The sequence below is a fragment of the Methylobacterium sp. FW306-05-D genome, assembly GCF_058782155.1.
Map to the genome: position 1 here is coordinate 1 of NZ_JBYSXL010000015.1, position 20,405 is coordinate 20,405.

19 protein-coding genes, 1 tRNA gene and 1 other RNA gene are annotated in these 20,405 nt (G+C 70.7%); 12 read left to right on the forward strand and 9 right to left on the reverse strand.

What is annotated here, in order from left to right; genetic code table 11:
• Positions 1-170 precede the first annotated feature (170 nt).
• Positions 171-1,370 carry a ceramide glucosyltransferase gene (locus AC3WLN_RS07835; protein ID WP_492480467.1) on the forward strand — a complete coding sequence of 400 codons (1,200 nt, stop codon included), beginning with the start codon at positions 171-173 and terminating at the stop codon, positions 1,368-1,370.
• Between the two features lie 73 nt (positions 1,371-1,443).
• Entirely contained in the window at positions 1,444-2,820 is a 1,377-nt protein-coding gene (gene eat / locus AC3WLN_RS07840) for an ethanolamine permease (RefSeq protein ID WP_492480468.1), read from the forward strand.
• A gap of 127 nt (positions 2,821-2,947) precedes the next feature.
• Here eat and AC3WLN_RS07845 read toward each other — a convergent pair whose 3' ends face one another.
• Together AC3WLN_RS07845 and AC3WLN_RS07850 are read right to left on the reverse strand one after the other, a co-directional pair.
• The gene (locus AC3WLN_RS07845) at positions 2,948-3,379 is read right to left on the reverse strand and encodes a response regulator (RefSeq protein WP_492480469.1); all 432 of its coding nucleotides are present in this window, start codon (positions 3,377-3,379) and stop codon (positions 2,948-2,950) included.
• A gap of 112 nt (positions 3,380-3,491) precedes the next feature.
• Complete coding sequence (locus AC3WLN_RS07850) at positions 3,492-5,144, reverse strand: sensor histidine kinase (RefSeq protein ID WP_492480470.1); 1,653 nt, start codon at positions 5,142-5,144, stop codon at positions 3,492-3,494.
• A gap of 369 nt (positions 5,145-5,513) precedes the next feature.
• Between AC3WLN_RS07850 and AC3WLN_RS07855 the strand changes: the two genes are divergently transcribed.
• On the forward strand, positions 5,514-6,227 hold the full coding sequence (locus tag AC3WLN_RS07855; RefSeq protein WP_492480471.1) for a glutamine amidotransferase-related protein: 714 nt from the start codon (positions 5,514-5,516) through the stop codon (positions 6,225-6,227).
• A 10-nt stretch (positions 6,228-6,237) separates the two neighbouring features.
• On the opposite strand, the gene AC3WLN_RS07860 is transcribed toward AC3WLN_RS07855, so the two are convergent.
• Positions 6,238-6,322, reverse strand: a tRNA-Leu gene (locus AC3WLN_RS07860).
• A 154-nt stretch (positions 6,323-6,476) separates the two neighbouring features.
• On the opposite strand from AC3WLN_RS07860, the gene AC3WLN_RS07865 reads away from it, so the two are divergent.
• Together AC3WLN_RS07865 and AC3WLN_RS07870 are read left to right on the forward strand one after the other, a co-directional pair.
• A complete protein-coding gene (locus AC3WLN_RS07865; protein WP_492480472.1) occupies positions 6,477-7,058 on the forward strand; it encodes a YqaA family protein in 582 nt (193 codons plus the stop codon).
• 2 nt (positions 7,059-7,060) lie between these two features.
• A complete protein-coding gene (locus AC3WLN_RS07870) occupies positions 7,061-7,549 on the forward strand; it encodes a disulfide bond formation protein B (RefSeq protein WP_492480473.1) in 489 nt (162 codons plus the stop codon).
• A gap of 3 nt (positions 7,550-7,552) precedes the next feature.
• Here the strand turns inward: AC3WLN_RS07870 and AC3WLN_RS07875 are convergent, their stop codons facing one another.
• The 4 genes from AC3WLN_RS07875 to cpdR form a co-directional block, all read right to left on the reverse strand.
• On the reverse strand, positions 7,553-8,044 hold the full coding sequence (locus AC3WLN_RS07875; protein WP_492480474.1) for a DUF1178 family protein: 492 nt from the start codon (positions 8,042-8,044) through the stop codon (positions 7,553-7,555).
• 36 nt (positions 8,045-8,080) lie between these two features.
• On the reverse strand, positions 8,081-8,929 hold the full coding sequence (locus AC3WLN_RS07880) for a carbon-nitrogen hydrolase family protein (protein WP_492480475.1): 849 nt from the start codon (positions 8,927-8,929) through the stop codon (positions 8,081-8,083).
• On the reverse strand, positions 8,926-9,183 hold the full coding sequence (gene grxC, locus AC3WLN_RS07885; RefSeq protein ID WP_492480476.1) for a glutaredoxin 3: 258 nt from the start codon (positions 9,181-9,183) through the stop codon (positions 8,926-8,928). The genes AC3WLN_RS07880 and grxC overlap by 4 nt, the downstream gene beginning before the upstream one ends.
• Positions 9,184-9,277: 94 nt before the next feature.
• Positions 9,278-9,634 carry a cell cycle two-component system response regulator CpdR gene (gene cpdR, locus AC3WLN_RS07890; protein WP_003603128.1) on the reverse strand — a complete coding sequence of 119 codons (357 nt, stop codon included), beginning with the start codon at positions 9,632-9,634 and terminating at the stop codon, positions 9,278-9,280.
• 207 nt (positions 9,635-9,841) lie between these two features.
• On the opposite strand from cpdR, the gene AC3WLN_RS07895 reads away from it, so the two are divergent.
• Together AC3WLN_RS07895 and scpA are read left to right on the forward strand one after the other, a co-directional pair.
• Entirely contained in the window at positions 9,842-10,750 is a 909-nt protein-coding gene (locus AC3WLN_RS07895) for an N-formylglutamate amidohydrolase (RefSeq protein WP_492480477.1), read from the forward strand.
• Positions 10,751-10,920: 170 nt separating this feature from the next.
• A complete protein-coding gene (scpA, locus tag AC3WLN_RS07900; protein ID WP_492480478.1) occupies positions 10,921-13,086 on the forward strand; it encodes a methylmalonyl-CoA mutase in 2,166 nt (721 codons plus the stop codon).
• Positions 13,087-13,179: 93 nt separating this feature from the next.
• On the opposite strand, the gene AC3WLN_RS07905 is transcribed toward scpA, so the two are convergent.
• The gene (locus AC3WLN_RS07905; RefSeq protein WP_492480479.1) at positions 13,180-14,715 is read right to left on the reverse strand and encodes a YifB family Mg chelatase-like AAA ATPase; all 1,536 of its coding nucleotides are present in this window, start codon (positions 14,713-14,715) and stop codon (positions 13,180-13,182) included.
• Between the two features lie 162 nt (positions 14,716-14,877).
• Here AC3WLN_RS07905 and AC3WLN_RS07910 point away from each other — a divergent pair, with 162 nt between their 5' ends.
• On the forward strand, positions 14,878-15,141 hold the full coding sequence (locus AC3WLN_RS07910; RefSeq protein WP_463770752.1) for a PepSY domain-containing protein: 264 nt from the start codon (positions 14,878-14,880) through the stop codon (positions 15,139-15,141).
• Positions 15,142-15,196: 55 nt separating this feature from the next.
• Here the strand turns inward: AC3WLN_RS07910 and AC3WLN_RS07915 are convergent, their stop codons facing one another.
• Entirely contained in the window at positions 15,197-15,670 is a 474-nt protein-coding gene (locus AC3WLN_RS07915; RefSeq protein ID WP_492480480.1) for a DUF5991 domain-containing protein, read from the reverse strand.
• A 176-nt stretch (positions 15,671-15,846) separates the two neighbouring features.
• Between AC3WLN_RS07915 and ffs the strand changes: the two genes are divergently transcribed.
• From ffs to AC3WLN_RS07935, 4 genes are all read left to right on the forward strand, one after another.
• An RNA gene (ffs, locus tag AC3WLN_RS07920) (signal recognition particle sRNA small type) lies at positions 15,847-15,943 on the forward strand.
• A gap of 68 nt (positions 15,944-16,011) precedes the next feature.
• On the forward strand, positions 16,012-17,886 hold the full coding sequence (locus tag AC3WLN_RS07925) for a DNA polymerase III subunit gamma/tau (protein ID WP_492480481.1): 1,875 nt from the start codon (positions 16,012-16,014) through the stop codon (positions 17,884-17,886).
• A 68-nt stretch (positions 17,887-17,954) separates the two neighbouring features.
• On the forward strand, positions 17,955-18,275 hold the full coding sequence (locus AC3WLN_RS07930) for a YbaB/EbfC family nucleoid-associated protein (protein ID WP_463770759.1): 321 nt from the start codon (positions 17,955-17,957) through the stop codon (positions 18,273-18,275).
• A 248-nt stretch (positions 18,276-18,523) separates the two neighbouring features.
• Positions 18,524-20,296 (forward strand): CHASE3 domain-containing protein, encoded by a 1,773-nt coding sequence (locus AC3WLN_RS07935; protein WP_492480482.1) that lies wholly within the window; start codon positions 18,524-18,526, stop codon positions 20,294-20,296.
• The last annotated feature ends 109 nt before the right edge of the window (positions 20,297-20,405 follow it).

The following is a 20,405-nucleotide window of genomic DNA, read 5'->3' on the forward strand; positions in this document are numbered from 1 at the left end:
ATCCCGGCCCCCACGATCGCCACCCGCGCCGGTTCTGCCACCCGTGTCTCCCGTCGTCGTCCCGGGCTGTCATACGACTGAAGCATCGCGGCTGTTAGGGGCGCTGTGCAGCCGGGGACGCGACGCGGTGTCCGATCCGCGACCGGCCGCGATAACGGGAGACGTCGCGGATGTGGGATCAGGGGCTGCGGGACGTGTCGGAGCCGGGCGCCGCCGTCGCGCTCGGGTTGTGCGTCGCCCTGACGCTGATCAATCTCGTGGGCATCGCGGTGGCGGCCCTGCGGATCGGACGGCGCAACGGCGCGTCGGTGTTCCCGGCCGGAGCCCCGGTCTCCCTGGTCCGGCCGGTCTGCGGCGTCGAGCCCTTCAGCGAGGAACTGCTGACCCGCGGCTTCCGCCTCGCCCATCCCGCCTACGAGCTGATCTTCTGCGTCGCCAACGGCGCCGACCCCATCGTCCTGCTCCTGAAGCGCCTGATGGCGGCCCATCCGCAGGTGCCCGCGCGCCTGATCGTCGGCGACGAGCGGATCAGCGACAACCCGAAGCTCAACAACTGCGTGCGCGGCTGGGAGGCGGCCCGCCACGACTGGGTCGTGCTCGCCGATTCGAACGTTGCGATGCCGCCGGACTACCTGCAGCAGCTGCAGGCGGCCTGGCGCCCCGATACCGGCCTCGTCTGCTCGACGCCGATCGGCGCCCGCCCCGCCGGCCTGTTCGCCGCGGTGGAATGCGCCTTCCTCAACACCCTGCAGGCGCGCTGGCAATATACCGGGGAAGCCCTCGGCCTCGGCTTCGCCCAGGGCAAGAGCATGCTCTGGCACAAGCCGTTCCTCGAGGCGCGCGGCGGCATCCGGGCGCTGGCGGCCGAGATCGCCGAGGATGCGGCGGCGACGAAGCTCGTGCGCGCGGCGGGCGCCCGGGTCCACCTCGTGGCCGACCCCTTCGACCAGCCTCTCGGGCACCGCACCCTCGCGGAAATCTGGTCGCGGCAGCTGCGCTGGGCCCGCCTGCGCCGGGTGACGTTCCCGCTGTTCTTCGCCCCCGAGATCGGCTGCGGCCCGCTCCTGCCCTCCGTCATCGCCCTGGCGGCCGTGCCGTCCCTCGCGCTGGCGACCCTCCTCCTCGGGCTGATCGGGCTCTGGTACGGGGCCGAGATCGCCCTGGCGGCCCGGGCGGGCTGGTACCGGCACCCCCGGCTCCTCCTCGCCTTCCTGATCCGCGACGCCCTGATCCCGTTCCTCTGGACCGGCGCCTGGATGCGCGGAGCCATCGTCTGGCGCGGCAACCCCATGGACATCCGGGCGAAGGCGCCCGAACCCTCGGGCCGCAAACCGTGGCGGCGGCTGCGGCCCGGCGCCAGCGCGGCCTGAGCGCGGCCGCGACGGCAGCGCTCTTGCTTCGCGGTCCACCGCCCGCAGCGGGCGGACGGAGGGGGCCAGGGCCATGCAGACCGAGACCGAGGGACTCCACAAGGGCCTGAACGCCTTCCACCTCTGGGGCATCGCGGTCGGGCTCGTGATTTCGGGGGAGTATTTCGGCTGGAGCTACGGCTGGGCGTCGGCCGGCACCCTCGGCTTCCTGATCACCACCACGGCGGTGGCGGCGATGTACGTCGCCTTCATCTTCAGCTTCACCGAACTCACCACCGCGATCCCGCAGGCCGGCGGACCCTTCGCCTACAGCCGGCGGGCCTTCGGGCCGGTGGGCGGCTGCATCGCCGGCTACGCGACGCTGATCGAATTCGTCTTCGCCCCGCCCGCCATCGCCCTGGCGATCGGCGCCTATCTCAACGTGCAGTTCCCGAGCCTCGACCCGAAGCACGCGGCTCTGGGCGCCTACCTCGTCTTCATGACCCTGAACATCGTCGGCGTGCAGATCGCCGCGACCTTCGAGCTGTTCGTGACGATCCTGGCGGTGGCCGAACTCCTCGTCTTCATGGGCGTCGTCGCCCCGGCCTTCGCCTGGTCGAACTTCGCCGCCAACGGCTGGGCCGGCACCGACACGTTCGGCCTGCCGGCCATCGGCGGCATGTTCGCCGCGATCCCGTTCGCGATCTGGTTCTTCCTCGCCATCGAGGGCGTGGCGATGGCCGCCGAGGAAGCCAAGGACCCGAAGCGCACCATCCCAGTCGCCTACATCACCGGCGTGCTGACCCTGACGGCCCTGGCCTTCGGGGTGATGATCTTCGCCGGCGGTGCGGGCGACTGGCGGACCCTGAGCAACCTCAACGACCCCCTGCCCCAGGCGATGAAGGGCGTCGTCGGCGAATCCAGCGGCTGGCTGCACATGCTGGTCTGGCTCGGCCTGTTCGGCCTCGTCGCCTCGTTCCACGGCATCATCATGGGGTATTCGCGCCAGATCTTCGCGCTCGCCCGGGCCGGCTTCCTGCCGCGCGGCCTCGCCAGGGTGCATCCGCGCTTCCGCACGCCCCACATTGCCACCCTCGCCGGGGGCGTGGTCGGGATCGCGGCGATCTACAGCGACAACCTCATCACCATCGCCGGGCAATCCCTCACCGCCAGCATCGTCACCATGGCAGTGTTCGGCGCGCTGGTGATGTACGGCATGAGCATGGCGAGCCTGTTCCGGCTCCGCCGGGCCGAGCCGGACCTCGCCCGGCCGTACCGCGCGCCGCTCTACCCCGCCGCGCCCGCCTTCGCCCTGCTGATGGCGGCGATCTGCTTCGTCGCCCTGGTGATCTACAACCCGGCGATCTTCGCGATCTTCCTCGCCGTCATGGTCCTGGCCGTGCTCGCCTCGAAGTGGCTGGCGACCCCGGGCGCGGTGGCGGGCAAGCCGGCCTACGATCCGGTGCTGTGAGGGCATCGCCGGGCGCGTGGAGCCGCCCGTGCCGGCGGCTCGGCATCCGGCCCGCCATCGCGTCGTCCGGGATGCTCGGCGGACCGCCCCGGCGAGCGGGACGCGCGGGCGAGGAAGGAGCCTCGAATCACTGGATCTTCGGGCCGGAAACCTCCGACTCACAAACCTCCGGCCCCTGGCCGTCGATCATCTGCCGCAGGTGGCGCCGGACGATGCGGGCACTGAAGGGCTTCTCGATGAAGTGGGCCAGCTCTGGCAGGTCGCCGAGATCGGGCCTGGCGATGCCGGACGAGACCAGAATCGCGATGTGCGGATAGGCGCGTGCGGTCTCCCGGGCGAGGGAGAAGCCGTCATGCGCGCCGGGCATCCGGACGTCGGTGAACAGGACGGAGACGTCCTGGTGACAGCGTCGCAGCAGGTCCAGGGCCTGATCCCCCGTCTGGGCCTCGAGGGTCGCGTATCCGGCCCGCTCGAGAATATCGACGGCGTCCATGCGGATCAGTCCGTCGTCGTCCACCACGAGAGCGTGGGTGCCTTTGAGCGCGATCGCGTTGTCCATGAACCTCAATGCTTCACTGTCCAGTAAAGGTCCGGCGTCGCGACCCGAATTCCGCGACTTGCCCCAAGCGACCCTCAAGTCCAGCGCTCCAAGCCGGCGAACCGTACGCGGCTTATTCCTCGGCTTCAATCCCACGCAGGGGCGCCGTCAGCGCGCAGATCAGGCCCGTGGCCGCGTAGGTGGTGCGCACGTCGCCGCCCACGGCGCCCGCGAGCCCCCGTTCGATCAGCCGGCTTCCGAACCCGCGGCGCGTCGGAGCCACGACCGCGGGGCCTCCGCGTTCCGTCCAGCACAGGGACAGCATCGGCTCCGGACCGTCGACCGCGACGGACCAGACCACCGAGACGGTGCCGTCCTGGCAGGAGAGGGCTCCGTACTTGGCCGCGTTCGTCCCGAGTTCGTGGACCATCAGCGCCAGGGACAGGGCGGCCTTCGAGCCGACCTGCACGAACGGACCGGCGAGCTGCAGCCGGTCCGACCGGGCATCGTCGTGGATCTCGAGCGCCCCGCGCACGACCGCCTCGATGCTGGCGCTCTCGCGGGTGCCGCTGAGGAGCAGGTCGTGGGCCTTGCTCATCGCGATCAGCCGGTCGGCCAGGACGTCCCGCGCCGTCTCGAGATCGGGGGCGCTGCGCAGGGTCTGGGTGGCGATGGCCTGGACCATGGCCAGCATGTTCTTCATGCGATGGCTGAGTTCGCGGTTGAGCACCGCCTGCTGTTCCTCGGCGCGCAGGCGCGCGATTCCCACCTGGATGCGGTCCGCCACGTTGCGGACGAAGGCGACTTCCTCGGGCTGCCACGTGCGGGGCTCGGCGCTGTGGACGAAGAACAGCCCGACGCTGCGGCCGCGCTCGCGCACCGGCACGTTGAGCAGGGCGCCGACATTGATCCGGGCGAGGAGGCCGGCCGTCTCGAGGGTCCGCGAATCCGTCGCCACGGCGTCGACCACGAGGGTTTCGCCCCGGGCGAGGCAGGGGCCGAGCCTCTCGTGGTTCACGAGGGGATGCTGGCCGACGAGGCTGTCAGAGCCCGGCATCGTCCAGTCGCGATGGACGGTGACGACCTCGCCGGCCGCGTCGAGCTCGCCGTATCCGGTCCGGCTCGCGTCCAGCGTGCGGCCGACGATCTCGGCCGCCCGGTGGGTCATGGCCGGAATGGAGGCCTCGTTGCGCAGGAAGTCCCCGAGTTCGATCAGCGCCGCGCGCCGGAGCGAGGCGGCCCGGGCGAAGATCTCCTCGGCCTTGACCAGGGCGATCTGCCGGCGCTCGTGGATCAGGGTCGTCACCTGGCGGGCGAGGCGCCGCAGCCCGTCGGCCTGATCGTGCGTCAGGCCTTCTTCTCGGGCCTCGTGATCGAGCACGCACAGGGTGCCGAGCACATGCCCGCTCGGCATCCGCAGGGGAGCCCCGGCGTAGAAGCGGATATGCGGCTCCCCGGTGACGAGCGGGTTCCGGTGGGTCCGCGGATCGGTCGCCAGATCGGGGATCACGAGCAAGTCGGGCTCGCTCAGGGCATAGACGCAGACGGAGGAGTTGAGATCGGTCTCGCAGGGCGGGAAGCCGGTGCGCGCCTTGAACCACTGCCGGTCGCCGTCGACGAGGCTGATCAGCGCGACGGGCGTCGCGCACAGCAGCCGCGCCAGCTGGACGACGTCGTCGAAGGCCTGCTCGGCGGGCGTGTCGAGGATGTCGAGTGCCTTGAGTTCAGCAAGCCGCGACGGGTCGGATGTATCCGGCCTGATACCGTGATCGCGGTGGTAGCTCATGAAAGGAACTTTCCCGGCGTTCAGGCGTTGTAGCGTCCGTTTCGTCCGATGTCACTTGACTCGCATGAGCGTGGCGGCAGAGTTCGAAGCCCCCATCGGATGATGTCCATTTGGAGCAGGGCCAAGCTTACGTGGCTGCTACCAACGGATGGGCCGGATTGCCCCATGACAACAATGCGGTCGGCAATGCGGTCGGCGCCCGATCGCTCTCAGACGCGGCGGCATGTCCCCTGACGACCGCCCGGGTTCCGCCGCCGGTACCCGGGACCCCGGCCTGATCCCGCCGGACGATCGATCCGGACACCGTCCGGCATCGCCGATGCGAATGTCCGCCTGCCCCAGGCAGCGCCCTTCGTGTAGGTCAGGCCCATGAAGATCGCGATCCTCGAAGCCGGCGCTCCGCCGGAGCGGCTGTCCGACCGCTATCCGGGCTATGGGCAGATGACGGCCGAGCGGCTCGGTCCCGGTCACGACGCGACGATCTTCCGCATCAATCGGGGTGAATGGCCCGCCGATCCGGGGGCCTACGAGGCCACCCTCGTCACCGGCTCGCCCGCGGGCGTCTACGATCCGCTGCCCTGGATCGACACGCTGCTCGCCTACCTGCGCGCCCTCGATCCGCGAATGCCCCTCGCGGGAATCTGCTTCGGGCATCAGGCCATGGCGGCCGCCTTCGGCGGGCGGGTGGAGAAGTCGGCCAAGGGCTGGGGGATCGGCCTGCACGCCTACCGCATCCACGAGGCGGCGGACTGGATGGACGCGGACCCGCAGGTGGCGGTCCCGGCCATCCATCAGGACCAGGTGGTCGCGGCGCCGCCCGCGAGCCGGACGCTGGCCGGCAACGCCTTCACGCCGCACGGCATCCTCGCCTATTCCGACCGGCGCGCCGTCTCGTTCCAGTTCCATCCGGAATTCACGTCGGACTATGCCCGCGCCCTCATCGCGGGCCTGCGCCCGGGCGAACTCGACGAAGCCTTGCGGGCCCGGGCCCTGGCGTCCCTGGAGGCGCCCGGCGACGGCGCACGGGTCGGCGGGTGGATCCGGCGCTTCCTCATGAGCGCAGGCGCCCCAGGACGAGCCTGAGCGAGAAGAATGGTGCGGGCGGTCGGAATCGAACCGACACTCCTTGCGGAACCGGATTTTGAGTCCGGCGCGTCTACCAGTTCCACCACGCCCGCAACGCTCGCCTCATCGCACACCTTCCCGGATTCGGCCAGTGGCGTTTTCTTCACGCTGCGGTATGGCGACGCTCGCCAGACGGGGCGGCGTGTGGTCAAAGGGCGCAGCCTCGGGCTCGCAGCCTCCCCGCCTTCCAGCCTTCCCGGACCCTTCATGATCCGTCGCCTCTACGAGTGGATCCTCGCGCTCGCGGGCAAGCCCACCGCGCCCTACGCCCTCGGCGCCGTGGCGTTCGCCGAGAGCTCGTTCTTCCCGGTGCCGCCGGACGTGATGCTGGTGCCGATGGCGGTGAGCCGGCCGGACCGGGTCTGGCTCTACGCCCTCATCACCACGCTGGCCTCCGTGGCCGGCGGCCTCCTCGGCTACGCCATCGGCGCCCTGCTGTTCGACTCGGTCGGGCAATGGGTGTTCCGGGTCTACGGCCTCTCGGACAAGGCCGAGACCTTCCAGGCCTCCTACGCGCAGTACGGACACTGGGTGATCCTGCTGAAGGGCCTGACGCCGATCCCGTTCAAGCTCGTGACCATCACGTCGGGCTTCGCGCACTACGATCTGTTCTGGTTCGTGGTGCTGTCCCTGCTGACGCGCGGCGCACGATTTTTCCTGCTCGCGGGACTTCTGGGCCGCTACGGCGTTCAGATCCGGGGCGTGCTCGACCGGCACCTCAACGTCGTGGCGGCGATCTCCGTCGCGGTGATCATCCTGGGCTTCGTTCTGTTCAAGGTGCTCCTGTAGAGATGGACTACGCCTCGCTCCTGCGCCTGCGCCGCGCCGCGCTCCTCGTCCTCGCCGGGTCCGTGCTGACGCTCGCGGGGGCCTGGTACTTCCAGTGGGGGCTCGGCTACGTGCCGTGCAAGCTCTGCCTGCAGGAGCGAATCCCCTACTACGCGGCGGTCCCGCTGGCGCTCCTCGGCCTGTTCCTGCCGGCCTGGGCCGCGCGGCTCGTCCTCGGCCTCGCCGCCCTCGGCCTGCTCTACGGCGCCGGCCTCAGCGTCTACCACGCCGGCGCGGAATGGAGCCTGTGGGCCGGGCCCACCGATTGCGGCGGCGGCGCGGGCGCCAACCCGGCCGATGTCGGCGACTTCCTGAACACCATCCAGAGCACGCGGGTCGCCGATTGCTCCACCGCGGCGTGGCGCCTGGCCGGCATCTCCCTGGCGGGCTGGAACGCCCTCATCGCCTTCGTCCTCGCGTCGGTCGCCGGCACCGCGGCGGTGAAGCGCTGAGGCTCAGTGCCGGTCGTCGGAGGCCGGCGGCAGGGGCGCCACCGCGATGCCCTCGTCGATGAGGGCGCGCGCCTCCGCCAGGCTCGCCTCGCCGTAGATCGCGCGGGTCTCGACGTCCCCATAGTGGATCCGGCGGGCCTCCTCGGGGAAGCGCGCGCCGACATCGTCGGCGTTGCGCGTCGCCTCCTCGCGCAGGGCGCGCATCAGGGCGCGCAGGCGCTGCTCGGGCTCCGTGGCCGTCAATTGCGGCGCGGCCGGCGGCGCGATGGCGGGCGGACCCGGGTCCGACGACGCCTCGGCCGGCGGCGGCCCGGCACGGTTCCCGCGATCCGTGCGGGCGACGGAGGGCGCCATCATGCTCTTGCCGACCTGGGCCGACCCGCAGACCGGACAGGCCACGAGCCCCTGCGCGGCCTGCGCGTCGAAGGAATCGCTCGATGGGAACCAGCTCTCGAAGCTGTGCCCGGCCTCGCAGACGAGGGTGTAGCGGATCATGGGATCAGGGGTTTGGGGAGGGTTGCGCGTGCGGGATCAGGCGGGGCGGCCCACGCGCTCGATGGTGAAGGGCCGGGCGTGCTGCAGGGTCGGGATGCGGGCGCGGGCATCGGCGACCCGGGAGAGGTCGATCTCGGCCAGGATCACCCCCGGCTCGGCCCCGTCCGCATCGGCCAGGACCCGCCCCCAGGGATCGACGATGAGGGAATGGCCGTAGGTGTCGCGCCCGTCCTCGTGGTGGCCGCCCTGCGCCGCCGAGATCATGAACGAGCCGGTCTCGATGGCTCGGGCCCGGTGCAGCACGTGCCAATGGGCCTCGCCCGTCTGCTTCGTGAAGCAGGCCGGCGCGGTCAGGATGGTGGCGCCCGCCTCGGCCAGCGCCCGGTACAGGGCCGGGAAGCGGATGTCGTAGCAGATGGCGAGGCCGATCGGCGCCCACGGCGTGTCGGCGACGACGGCGCAGGCGCCGCCGGTATAGGTCGCGGATTCACGCCAGCGCTCGCCGTTCGGCAGGTCCACGTCGTAGAGGTGCAGCTTGTCGTAGGAGGCGGTGATCGCGCCCTCGGCGTCGATCAGGAAGGCGCGGTTGGCGACCTTGTCGCCGTTGCGCACGGCGAGGGACCCGATCTGGATCACGATGCCGCGCTCGCGGGCCACCTCGCGCAGGGCCGCTAGGGTCGGATCGTCGTCCTGGGACGTCACCTTCTCGAACAGGCTCGCCTTGCTGCGCTCCACCAGGGAGGTCATCTCGGGCGTCTGCACGTAATGCGCCCCGGCGCCGGCGGCCTCGCGCACCAGGGCCACGGCGGCGTCGCGGTTGGCGAGGGGATCGCGGCCCGAGCGCATCTGCACGCAGGCGGCGGTGAAGGTCGGCGCCGCGCTCACGCGGCCACCAGGGCGTCGAGCCGGCCGGCCCCGTTCAGGGCGTAGAGGTCGTCGCAGCCGCCCACATGGGTGTCGCCCACGAAGATCTGCGGGACGCTGGTGCGGCCGCCGGCGCGCTGGACCATGGTCGCACGCGAGCCGGCCGTCTTCTCGACGTCGATCTCGGTGAACGCGATGCCCTTGTCGCGCAGCAGGCTCTTGGCCGCCGAGCAGTACGGGCACCACGCGGTTGTGTAGATCGTGACCGGCTTCATCGTCGAAACGCCCCATCCCAATCCCAACAGCATATAGGCGAGCCGGCGGGCTCTTCCTACTGCCTCGATCCGGTGGGGACGCCGGCGGATACGCTCAGGCGGCGAGCAGCTTCTCGACCTCGTTCACGAGATCGCGCAGGTGGAAGGGCTTCGACAGGACCTTGGCGTCCTTCGGGGCCTTCGAATCCGGGTTCAGGGCCACGGCGGCGAAGCCCGTGATGAACATGACCTTGATGTCGGGGTCGAGTTCGGTGGCGCGGCGCGCCAGCTCGATCCCGTCCATCTCCGGCATCACGATGTCGGTGAGGAGCAGCTCGAACGGCTCCTCGCGTAGGCGGTTATAGGCCGAGAGGCCGTTGTCGAACGACAGAACGTCGTAGCCGGCGTTCTGCAGCGCCTTGGCCAGGAAGCGGCGCATGTCGTTGTCGTCTTCCGCCAGGAGGATCTTCATCGAGCAGCGTCCCGTACCTTTGATTCGATGTGTTCTTTTCACAAAGCACCGGCTTGGTAAACAGAACGTTGCCATGCCGTCCGGACGGGGTGTCCAACGGCACCCGCAGGGTCCTTTCGGCGCGCCCGTCCTGCTGGACAGGCCAGCCGGCAAACCGCACAGTGCGGGCATGCGTTGTCCCGTCCGCACCGAGGCGCCCGCGCCACGATGACAGAGCCGTCCCAGACCCCCGATCCGTCCGGAACGGCCGCCTTCGATCCCCCCTTCACGGTGGACGAACCGACCGCGCACACCCTGCCCTTCGTGTTCAACACGCCCCATTCCGGGGCGGTCTATCCGCCCGCCTTCCTCGCCGCCTCGCGCCTCGACGGCCTGGCGCTCCGCCGCTCGGAGGACGCGCATGTGGACCGGCTTTTCGCCCCGGTGGTCGACCTCGGCGCGCCCCTGATGCGGGCGCATTTCCCGCGGGCCTTCCTCGACGTGAACCGGGAGCCCTACGAACTCGACCCGCGCATGTTCGACGGCCGCCTCCCGGCCTTCGCCAACACCCGCTCCATGCGGGTGGCGGGCGGCCTCGGCACCATCCCGCGCCTCGTGGCGGACGGGCAGGAGATCTATCGCGGGCGTCTGCCCGTCGAGGCGGCGGTCGAGCGGATCGAGAGCCTCTACAAGCCCTATCACCGCACCCTGCGCGCGCTGATCCAGCGTACGGCGCGCCAGTTCGGCCACGCCATCCTGATCGACTGCCACTCGATGCCCTCGTCAAGCCTCGGGCGCGACGAGGCGGCACGGGCCGACATCATCCTGGGCGACCGCTTCGGCACCGCCTGTGCGCCGATCCTGATCGACGCCTTCGAGCACCACCTGCGCGCCCGCGGCTACCGCGTCCTGCGCAACAAGCCCTATGCGGGCGGCTTCATCACCGAGCATTACGGCGAGCCGAACGTCGAGCGGCACGCCCTGCAGATCGAGATCAACCGGAGCCTCTACATGAACGAGGCCACCCTCGCGATCACCCCAGGGTTCTCGGAACTGGTCTGGCACCTGCGCGGCGTCGTGGCGGCCGTCGCCGCCGAGGTCCAGGGCCTCGCCCCCTCCCGGATGGCCGCCGAATAGGCGCCTCCGACAAGAAAGATTTGGCAACGGCCCGAAAAGATTTGCCGGCCGCTTGCGCGAAAGTGACGGTTTTGCCGGCCCCATCCGGCGCAAGTCCGGTTAGGAGTAGCCCAGATTGCGCGCGTACCTATAATGCCGGAACGCCGCCGCCGCCGCACGAGCCAGAGCCCATGACGTCTCGCATCCCCGACTTCGCGACCGTTCCCTACGCGGCCGATGCCGTCCCGGCTCCGGTGCCGCCCACGGGCGAGCCCTGGATGACGCCCGAGGGCATTCCGGTGAAGGGCGTCTACGGCCCCGAGGATCGCGAGGGCATCGAGTTCCTCGACACCTATCCGGGCGTGGCGCCCTACCTGCGCGGCCCCTACCCGACGATGTACGTGACCCAGCCCTGGACGATCCGGCAATATGCCGGCTTCTCCACGGCCGAGGATTCGAACGCGTTCTACCGGCGCAATCTGGCCGCCGGCCAGAAGGGCCTGTCGGTGGCCTTCGACCTCGCCACCCACCGGGGCTACGATTCCGACCACCCGCGCGTCTCGGGCGATGTCGGCATGGCGGGCGTCGCGATCGATTCGATCTACGACATGCGCACCCTGTTCTCCGGCATTCCGCTGGACGAGATGACCGTCTCGATGACGATGAACGGCGCGGTGCTGCCGATCCTCGCCCTCTACATCGTCGCGGCCGAGGAGCAGGGCGTGCCGCCGGAGAAGCTCGCTGGCACGATCCAGAACGACATCCTCAAGGAGTTCATGGTCCGCAACACCTACATCTACCCGCCGGCGGGTTCGATGCGGATCATCGGCGACATCTTCGCCTATACGTCGAAGAACATGCCGAAGTTCAACTCCATTTCGATCTCCGGCTATCACATGCAGGAAGCCGGGGCGACGAACGACCTCGAGCTGGCCTACACGCTGGCCGACGGGGTCGAGTACATCAGGGCGGGCCTGGCCGCCGGCCTGACCATCGACCAGTTCGCCCCGCGCCTGTCGTTCTTCTGGGCGATCTCGACGAACTTCTTCATGGAGATCGCCAAGATGCGGGCCGCGCGCCTGATCTGGGCCAAGCTCGTCAAGGAATTCGAGCCGAAGAGCGACAAGTCGCTGCCCCTGCGCACCCACAGCCAGACCTCGGGCTGGTCGCTGACCGCGCAGGACGTGTTCAACAACGTCACCCGCACCTGCATCGAGGCGATGGCGGCGACGCAAGGGGGGACCCAGTCCCTGCACACCAACGCGCTCGACGAGGCGCTGGCGCTGCCCACCGACTTCTCGGCCCGCATCGCCCGCAACACCCAGCTCTTCCTGCAGCAGGAAAGCGGCACCACGCGCATCGTCGACCCGTGGGGCGGCTCCTACTACGTCGAGAAGCTGACCCAGGACATCGTCTCCCGCGCCTGGGAGCACCTGCGAGAGGTCGACGAGCTGGGGGGCATGGCCAAGGCCATCGAGGCCGGCATCCCGAAGCTGCGCATCGAGGAGGCGGCGGCCCGGGCCCAGGCCCGGATCGATTCCGGCCGCCAGACCATCGTGGGCGTCAACAAGTTCAAGCCGGACGACGACCGCGCCATCGAGCTGATGCGCGTCGACAACGGCAATGTCCGCACCCTGCAGATCGACAAGCTGAAGCGCCTGCGGGCCGAGCGCAGCCAGGCCGACGTCGACGCGGCGCTCGCCGCGCTGACGGCGGCGGCGCAGGGGACGGGCAACCTCCTCGAACTCGCCGTGAACGCGGCGCGGGCCAAGGCCACGGTGGGCGAGATCTCGGACGCCCTGGAGAAGGCCTGGGGCCGTCACCGGGCCGAGATCCGCTCGATCTCGGGCGTCTACAAGCGGGAGGTGGGTGGCATGTCGCCGGTGGTCGAGACCGTTCGCAAGCTCGTGGAGACCTTCGAGGAGAACGACGGGCGCCGCCCGCGCATCCTCGTCGCCAAGATGGGCCAGGACGGGCACGACCGCGGCCAGAAGGTCATCGCCTCGGCCTTCGCCGATCTCGGATTCGACGTGGATATCGGGCCGCTCTTCGCGACCCCCGCCGAGGCCGCGCGCCAGGCGGTGGAGAACGACGTCCACATCGTCGGCGTGTCGTCGCTGGCCGCCGGCCACCTGACGCTGGTGCCCGAGCTGAAGGCGGCGCTGACCGAGCAGGGCCGCGGCGACGTGATGATCGTCATCGGCGGCGTGATCCCGCCCGGCGACTACGACGCGCTCTACGCCGCCGGCGCCTCGGCGATCTTCCCGCCCGGAACCGTCATCGCGGAGGCCGCCGTGAAGCTGATCGAGGAACTCAACGGCCGCCTCGGCTACGCCGCCCGCCAGGCCGCCGAATAGAGCATCCGGTCGCCCGCGCCTCCGGGGCCCGCTGCCGCCACTCCGGCAAGCGCGAGGCCGCGACCGCGCCGGGACAGGCGTTCGCGCACGGAGTCAGGCCGCGGCGGGCTGCTCCGCCCGTCCGCGATAGGAAAGGGCCTCGGCGAGGTGGATGCGGCGGACCCGCGCCTCGCCGTCGAGATCGGCCAGGGTGCGGGCGACCCGCAAGGTGCGGTGGAACCCGCGCGCCGAGAGCCGCATGGTCTCGGCGGCCGTGCGGATCAGGGCGGCGCCCTCCGGGTCCGGCGCCGCCACCGCCTCGATCACCGGCGGCGGACAGGTCGCGTTGGTATACGACCTCTCGGGATCGTGGGCGGCATAGCGCGCGGCCTGCAGGGCGCGGGCGGCCGCGACGCGAGCCGCCATCTCGGCCGAGCCCTCCAGCGGCGGCGGCAGGATCAGGTCGGCGGCCGTCACCGCGCCGACCTCAATGCGCAGATCGATGCGATCGAGGAGCGGGCCGGAGATGCGGGCGCCGTACTGGGCCACGCAGCGCTCGTTGGGGCCGCGTCGGCAGGCATAGCCCGGCTCCAGCGCCTGTCCGCAGCGGCAGGGATTCATCGCGGCGACGAGTTGGAAACGCGCCGGGTAGGTCACCCGGTGGTTGGCCCGCGCGATCATGATCGTCCCGGTCTCCATCGGCTGGCGCAGGGAATCGAGCACCTGGGGCGTGAATTCGGGCAATTCGTCGAGGAACAGCACGCCGCCATGGGCCAGCGAGGCCTCCCCCGGACGGGCGTTGATGCCGCCGCCGACGAGGGCCGCCATGGAGGCGGAATGGTGCGGCTGCCGGAACGGACGCCGGTTCGAGAGCGCGCCGCCCTTGAGTTCGCCCGCCACCGACTGGATCATCGAGACCTCGAGGAGCTCGCGCGGGGCCAGCGGCGGCAGGATCGAGGGCAGGCGCGCGGCGAGCATCGACTTGCCGGCCCCCGGGGGGCCGTTCATCAGGAGGTTGTGGCCGCCGGCCGCGGCGATCTCCAGGGCGCGCTTGGCCCCCTCCTGGCCCTTGATGTCGCGCAGGTCCGGCAGCGTCGCGCCCGGCGCGGCCACCGCCGGCTCGGGCCGGGCCATCACCTGCGTCCCCTTGAAGTGATTGGCGAGCTGGATGAGCGAGCGCGGCGCCAGCACGTCGAGGTCGCCGCCGGCCCAGGCGGCTTCGGGCCCGGTCGCGGCCGGGCAGATCAGGCCGAGGCCGAGGGCGTTGGCCGCCATGGCGGCGGGCAGGACACCGGAGACGGCGGTGATCGTGCCGTCGAGGGCGAGTTCGCCCAGGACGCAGTAGCCCGCCAGGGCATCCGCCGGCAGCGCGCCGATGGCGCCCATCACCGCCAGGGCGATCGGCAGGTCGTAGTGGGACCCCTCCTTCGGCAGGTCGGCCGGGGCGAGGTTCACGGTGATGCGCTTGGCCGGCAGGGCGAGGCCGGAGGCGATCAGCGCGGAGCGCACCCGCTCACGGGATTCCGCCACCGCCTTGTCGGCGAGACCCACCACCGTGAAGGCGACGAGGCCCGGGGCGATCTGGACCTGGACATCGACGGCCCGCGCTTCGATGCCCTCGAACGCCAGGGTGGCGACGCGCGTGACCATGCTGGACCGACCCCGGGGTTCGCAGATTCGACGACCCTAGGGGGCGGCGCGCCGCTGCACAACCAGAGCGCGCAGCCGTCCCGGATTTTCGCCAGGAACCTCGTTCCCGCTCAGCGGTTCCGGAGGGGTCAGAAACAAACCTCCGGACATCAGGGAGACGTCATGTCGATCAAGTTCACGGGCCTCGCGGCCCTCGGTCTCGGCCTCGCATTCACGGGCTCCGCCTTCGCCGATCGGGCGCCCACCCCGGACGAGCAGACCAAGATCGAGGCCGTGCTGAAGCAGGAAGGCTTCACCAAGTGGAAGAAGATCGAGGTCGAGGACGACGAGATCGAGGTCGACGACGCCATCGACGCCAACGGCAAGCAGTTCGACCTGGAGCTCGATCCCAAGACCTTCGCCATCGTGAAGCGCAAGGCCGAGTAGTCCCACGGCCCTCCGGCGGGGCGGACGCCTCGCCGGAGGGCCGACGCTGTCGGCTTCAGCCCTTGCGGGTGAAGTAGGTGCCGGCGGGCGCTGCCGAGCCGGCGCCGCTCGGATTGAGCGCCCGCCACTGGGTCAGCACGGCATCGCCGCCCCGGCGCATCTCGAACAGGTTCGCCCCGACATCGTAGAGCCGCGTGCCGTAGGCATTGATGGTGCGGCCGTCGCCGAAGGTGTGGAACGTGACGGCCACGCTCTCGGCGGTACCGCGCGCCCTGCAGACGATGGTCTCGTCGGTCTGGAAGCCCTCGATCCGCAGCAGGCAGTCGCGGTTGCCGCGGCCCGGGGCGATGTCGAGCTGGTAGGTGACGACGATCGGCGATCCGCCGACGGTGCGACCCCCGTCATGCTCGTAGAGATAGCGGCCCGCCCAGGCGCTCGGAGCTTCCGGAGCGGCGGCTGCGGACGCTGCCGTGAGCCCCGCCATCAGACAGGTCGAGGCCGTCAGGCTCGGACCGAACCGCCGCGTCATCGGCGTCTCCCTCTTCGTCGACACAGACAGGAGGCGGAGGCTGGCGCACGGATCGGGCGATTTGCGGGCACGCCGAGCCCGGCCTCCCGGTCGGTCCGCCCCGTCCCGCCGCGATGTGGCCCACCGAGGTCCGATGTCCGCTTGCATCCGTCGCGCGCGGCGGCCATATAGCGCTCGGGAGGTTGGCGAGGGACGTTTCACTCGCCAACCGGGTCAGGTCCGGAAGGAAGCAGCCCTAACGAGACCGAGCGGGTCTTCGTCCAGCCTCCCACCTCGATCGATGCCTCGGGCTCGCGTGGCGGCACCCTCCGACCGGAGCCGCACCAACCCAGCAAGGCGGCATGGACGCGACTTCCGGTCCTCTGAGCGACGCCGGGCTTCTGCCCGGCCTTCCCGAGCCGACCCCGGCCGCCACGCCCTATCGGGTGCTGGCCCGCAAGTACCGCCCTCAGAACTTCGACGACCTGATCGGCCAGGGCGCCATGGTGCGGACTCTGGCCAACGCCTTCGCGGCCAACCGCATCCCGCAGGCCTGGATGCTCACCGGCGTGCGCGGCGTCGGCAAGACCACCACCGCCCGGATTCTCGCCCGCGGCCTCAATTACGTCCGCGACGGCCAGCCCGACACCGGTCCCACCATCGCGATGCCGGAGCTCGGCCGGCACTGCCAGGCCATCATGGAATCCCGGCACATGGACGTGCTCGAGATGGATGCGGCCTCGCATACCGGCATCGACGACGTGCGCGGCATCATCGACGGCATCCGCTATTCGCCGGTCTCGGCCCGCTACAAGGTCTACATCGTCGACGAGGTCCACATGCTCTCGGAGAAGGCGTTCAACGCCTTCCTGAAGACGCTGGAGGAGCCGCCGCCGCACGCCAAGTTCGTCTTCGCCACCACCGAGATCCGCAAGGTGCCGGTGACCATCCTGTCCCGGTGCCAGCGCTTCGACCTGCGCCGCGTCGAGGCCGAGACCCTGGTCGGTCACCTCGCCCGCATCTGCGCCGCCGAGGCCGTCGAGGCCGACGCCGAGGCGCTGGCCGCCATCACCCGGGCGGCCGAGGGCTCCGTGCGCGACGCGCTCTCCCTCCTCGATCAGGCGATCGCCCACGGGGCCGGCCTCGTCAGCGCCCAGAGCGTGCGCGACATGCTGGGGCTGGCCGATCGCGGCCGCATCGTCGACCTGTTCGAGGCGGTGATGCGCGGCGACATCCCGGCCTCCTTCGCCGAGGTGCGCGGGCAGTACGAGGCCGGCGCGGACCCGGCCGTGATCCTCTCCGACCTCGCGAGCTTCACCCACCTCGTCACCCGCCTGAAGCTGGTGCCGGAGGAGGCCGCCGCCGATCCGACCCTGAGCGAAGCGGAGCGTTCGCGCGGGGGCGATTTCGCGAAGACCCTCTCGGTCCGGGTGCTGTCGCGGGCCTGGCAGATCCTCCTGAAGGCGATCCCCGAGGTACAGACGGCGACCCGCCCCCTGGCGGCGGCCGAGATGGCCCTGGTGCGCCTCGCCTACGCGGCCGATCTCCCGACCCCCGACGAGGCCCTGCGCCAGATGAAGGCCCAGGCGCTGGGCGGCCCCGGGTCGGCTTCCGGCGCCGCGGCCCAGCCCCCAGCCCCGGGAGCGGCGATGGCCGAGGCCCGCCCGGCCCTGCCGCCGATCCCCACCTTCTCCGCCGAGGCGCCCCCGCCGCGGCCCGCTCTCGCGATGGCGGTGAACGGCGGCGCTTCACGCCCCGCCCTGGCGAGCCCGGCTCCGGCTCCCGCTCCGCAGCCGGAAGGTCCGCGGCTCGCGCGCTTCACCGACGTCGTCGCCCTGGCGGATGCCAAGCGCGACATCGGCCTGAAGATGGCGCTGGAGCGCGAGGTCCATCTCGTGCGCTTCGAGGAGGGCCGCATCGAGTTCCGCCTTGCCGAGGGCGGGCGCCAGAGCATCGCCAACGATCTCGCCCGTGCCCTCGATGCCTGGACCGGCCGGCGCTGGATCGTCGCCCTGTCGAAGGAGGCGGGCGAGCCGACCCTCGACGCCACCGCGCGGGCCGCCACCGAGACCCGTCACCAGAACGCCGCCGCGCACCCGCTGGTCCGCGAGGTCCTGGCCCGGTTCCCGGGGGCGCAGATCGTCGACGTGCGCGACAAGGCCCCCGAGACCTCGCCGGCGATCGAGGCCCCGCCCACCGGCGAGGCCGAGACCGACGAGCCCGAGGACGAGGCATAGCCTCCGGGGCTCCCCCGCCCCAGATGTGACCCAGTCCGGTTCCGAAACGACAGAGAGGGCAGACCCCGATGCGCGACCTCATGGGCATCATGAAGCAGGCCCAGGCCATGCAGGAGAAGATGGCCTCCCTGCAGGACGAACTCGACACCGTCGAGGTGTCCGGCGCCTCCGGCGGCGGCGCCGTTCGGGTGACGATGACGGCCAAGGGCCTGGTGAAGGGTGTTCAGCTCGACCCGGCCATGCTCGTGCCCGACGAGCGCGAGATCCTCGAGGATCTCATCGTGGCAGCCGTGAACGATGCCCGCGGCAAGGCCGAGCAGGTTGCAGCCGAACGGATGGCGGAGCTCACCAAGGGTCTGCCGATCCCGCCGGGCATGAAGCTCTTCTAGGCGCGTCAACCTCGCAATTCGGCAACATCGATCACAATTTGGTCGGTTAAGCGTTGCCATGGGGCCGCCAGAGTGGAACGTTGCGTATCCGACGTCCTCCCTGCGGCCGGATCATGACATTTGATTCGCATTCTCCTCGGGCGATACAGGCACAGCCCCAGGTTGTTTATGGACGTCTCGGGGACATCGCTCCCCTCGTCATCGGATTTCTTCTCCTGATCGCAACGGTTGCTGCGACGGCCGGCCTCGTGGCGCAGCAGGACGAGAACCGGGCGGAGCTGCGCCGGAGCGTCCGAATCCGCGACGCGATCTTCACCCTGTATTCCGGCATCCAGGATGCGGAGGCCGGACAGCGTGGCTACCTCCTCTCGGGCGACGAGACCTACCTCAAGCTCTCCGAGGCGGCGATCGCGAACACGCCCGGCCGGCTGGCAACCATCGCCGAGGCGGTGGCGCGCAACCCCAGCATGGCGGCGATCATCGCCCGCCTCAGCCGCGCCGCGGAGGCCAAGCTCGGCGAATTGCGGGAGACTATCGCCCTGCGCCGCGCCGGCCAGACCGAGGCGGCCCTGGCCCGGATGCGCACCGGCGAGGGCAAGCATCTCATGGACGAGGTCCGCTCCCTGTTCGAGGAGGCGCAGGCCGACAATTACAGCCGCCTGATCAGCCGCCAGGAACAGGCGGGCGAGGCGGCCCGCCAGGTCCAGGTCGCGGTGGCGGCGGCCGTCGTCCTGGTGGTCGTGCTGGGCGGCTACGTAGTGATCGACGCCGGCCGGCGCCACCAGCGCACCCTTCGCGCCCATGCCGCGCTGCAGGCGGCGAACGCCTCCCTGATCGAGGCGGCCGCCACCCGCGACATGCTGGAGGACCGCCTGCGTCAATCCCAGAAGATGGAGGCCCTCGGCCAGCTCACCGGCGGCCTCGCGCACGACTTCAACAACATGCTGGCGATCATCATCGGCAATCTCAGTCTGCTCAAGCGGCGGCTGGAGCGCGGCGACCGCGCGGTGGAGCGCTATGCCGAGCAGGCGCTCAAGGGGGCCGACCGAGCCGCGACGCTGACGCATCGGCTCCTGGCCTTCGCCCGCAAGCAGCCCCTGGCCCCGGAGGCCATCGCCTGCAATCGCCTCATCGCCGCCATGTCCGACCTGCTGCGCCGCAGCCTCGGCGAGGCGATCCGGATCGAGACCGTCACGGCGCCCGACCTCTGGACCACGAAGGCCGACGCCAACCAGCTCGAGAACGCGATCCTCAACCTCGCGGTGAATGCCCGCGACGCGATGCCGAAGGGCGGACGGCTGATCATCGAGACCGACAACGTCCATCTCGATGCGGCCTATGCCGCGCAGAATCCGGGCGTTCCGGCCGGGCAGTACGTCCTGGTGGCCCTGACCGACAGCGGCAGCGGCATGCTGCCGGACGTCGCCGCCAAGGCCTTCGACCCGTTCTTCACCACCAAGCCGGTGGGCCAGGGCACCGGCCTCGGCCTCAGCCAGGTCTACGGCTTCGCCCGCCAGTCCGGGGGCCACGTGGCGATCTATTCCGAGCCCGACCGGGGGACGACGGTGCGCCTCTACCTGCCGCGTCATTTCGGCGACGCCGCGGAGCTGGAGCCTATCACGCCGACCATGCTCCCCGAGGGCTCGCCGCGCGAGGTGATCCTCGTGGTCGAGGACGAGGACGGCGTGCGCCACCTCGCCGTCGAGGCCCTGCGCGACCTGCGCTACACCGTCATCCATGCGGACGGGGCCGGGGATGCCCTGAAGAAGCTCGACGCGCATCCCGAGATCGCGCTGCTGTTCACCGACGTGGTCATGCCCGAGGTCAACGGGCGCGAACTGGCCGATGCCGTGCATGCGCGCCGGCCGGACCTGCCGGTGCTGTTCACCACCGGCTACACGCGCAACGCCATCGTGCATAACGGCCTCGTCGACGCCGATGTGCAGCTGCTGGCCAAGCCCTATACCCTGGAGCAGCTCGCCCTGAAGGTGCGCCAGGCCATGGTGCGGGAAGCCGCCTGAGTTCGCGACTGGGGGGAAGCCGCCGCGCGACCCGGCGCCGTGAGGATGGATCGGTTTTCCGACGATCGGCGTGTCGGTATCTTAACGGATATCGGCGTTTCTCGAAGAC

What these genes read in the sequence shown, in the direction of transcription:
- AC3WLN_RS07835 (WP_492480467.1), top strand. Translation starts at nt 171, where the DNA reads ATGTGGGATCAGGGGCTGCGGGACGTGTCGGAGCCGGGCGCCGCCGTC.
- eat (WP_492480468.1), top strand. Translation starts at nt 1,444, where the DNA reads ATGCAGACCGAGACCGAGGGACTCCACAAGGGCCTGAACGCCTTCCAC.
- AC3WLN_RS07845 (WP_492480469.1), bottom strand. Translation starts at nt 3,379, where the DNA reads ATGGACAACGCGATCGCGCTCAAAGGCACCCACGCTCTCGTGGTGGAC.
- AC3WLN_RS07850 (WP_492480470.1), bottom strand. Translation starts at nt 5,144, where the DNA reads ATGAGCTACCACCGCGATCACGGTATCAGGCCGGATACATCCGACCCG.
- AC3WLN_RS07855 (WP_492480471.1), top strand. Translation starts at nt 5,514, where the DNA reads ATGAAGATCGCGATCCTCGAAGCCGGCGCTCCGCCGGAGCGGCTGTCC.
- AC3WLN_RS07865 (WP_492480472.1), top strand. Translation starts at nt 6,477, where the DNA reads ATGATCCGTCGCCTCTACGAGTGGATCCTCGCGCTCGCGGGCAAGCCC.
- AC3WLN_RS07870 (WP_492480473.1), top strand. Translation starts at nt 7,061, where the DNA reads ATGGACTACGCCTCGCTCCTGCGCCTGCGCCGCGCCGCGCTCCTCGTC.
- AC3WLN_RS07875 (WP_492480474.1), bottom strand. Translation starts at nt 8,044, where the DNA reads ATGATCCGCTACACCCTCGTCTGCGAGGCCGGGCACAGCTTCGAGAGC.
- grxC (WP_492480476.1), bottom strand. Translation starts at nt 9,183, where the DNA reads ATGAAGCCGGTCACGATCTACACAACCGCGTGGTGCCCGTACTGCTCG.
- cpdR (WP_003603128.1), bottom strand. Translation starts at nt 9,634, where the DNA reads ATGAAGATCCTCCTGGCGGAAGACGACAACGACATGCGCCGCTTCCTG.
- AC3WLN_RS07895 (WP_492480477.1), top strand. Translation starts at nt 9,842, where the DNA reads ATGACAGAGCCGTCCCAGACCCCCGATCCGTCCGGAACGGCCGCCTTC.
- scpA (WP_492480478.1), top strand. Translation starts at nt 10,921, where the DNA reads ATGACGTCTCGCATCCCCGACTTCGCGACCGTTCCCTACGCGGCCGAT.
- AC3WLN_RS07905 (WP_492480479.1), bottom strand. Translation starts at nt 14,715, where the DNA reads ATGGTCACGCGCGTCGCCACCCTGGCGTTCGAGGGCATCGAAGCGCGG.
- AC3WLN_RS07910 (WP_463770752.1), top strand. Translation starts at nt 14,878, where the DNA reads ATGTCGATCAAGTTCACGGGCCTCGCGGCCCTCGGTCTCGGCCTCGCA.
- AC3WLN_RS07915 (WP_492480480.1), bottom strand. Translation starts at nt 15,670, where the DNA reads ATGACGCGGCGGTTCGGTCCGAGCCTGACGGCCTCGACCTGTCTGATG.
- AC3WLN_RS07925 (WP_492480481.1), top strand. Translation starts at nt 16,012, where the DNA reads ATGGACGCGACTTCCGGTCCTCTGAGCGACGCCGGGCTTCTGCCCGGC.
- AC3WLN_RS07930 (WP_463770759.1), top strand. Translation starts at nt 17,955, where the DNA reads ATGCGCGACCTCATGGGCATCATGAAGCAGGCCCAGGCCATGCAGGAG.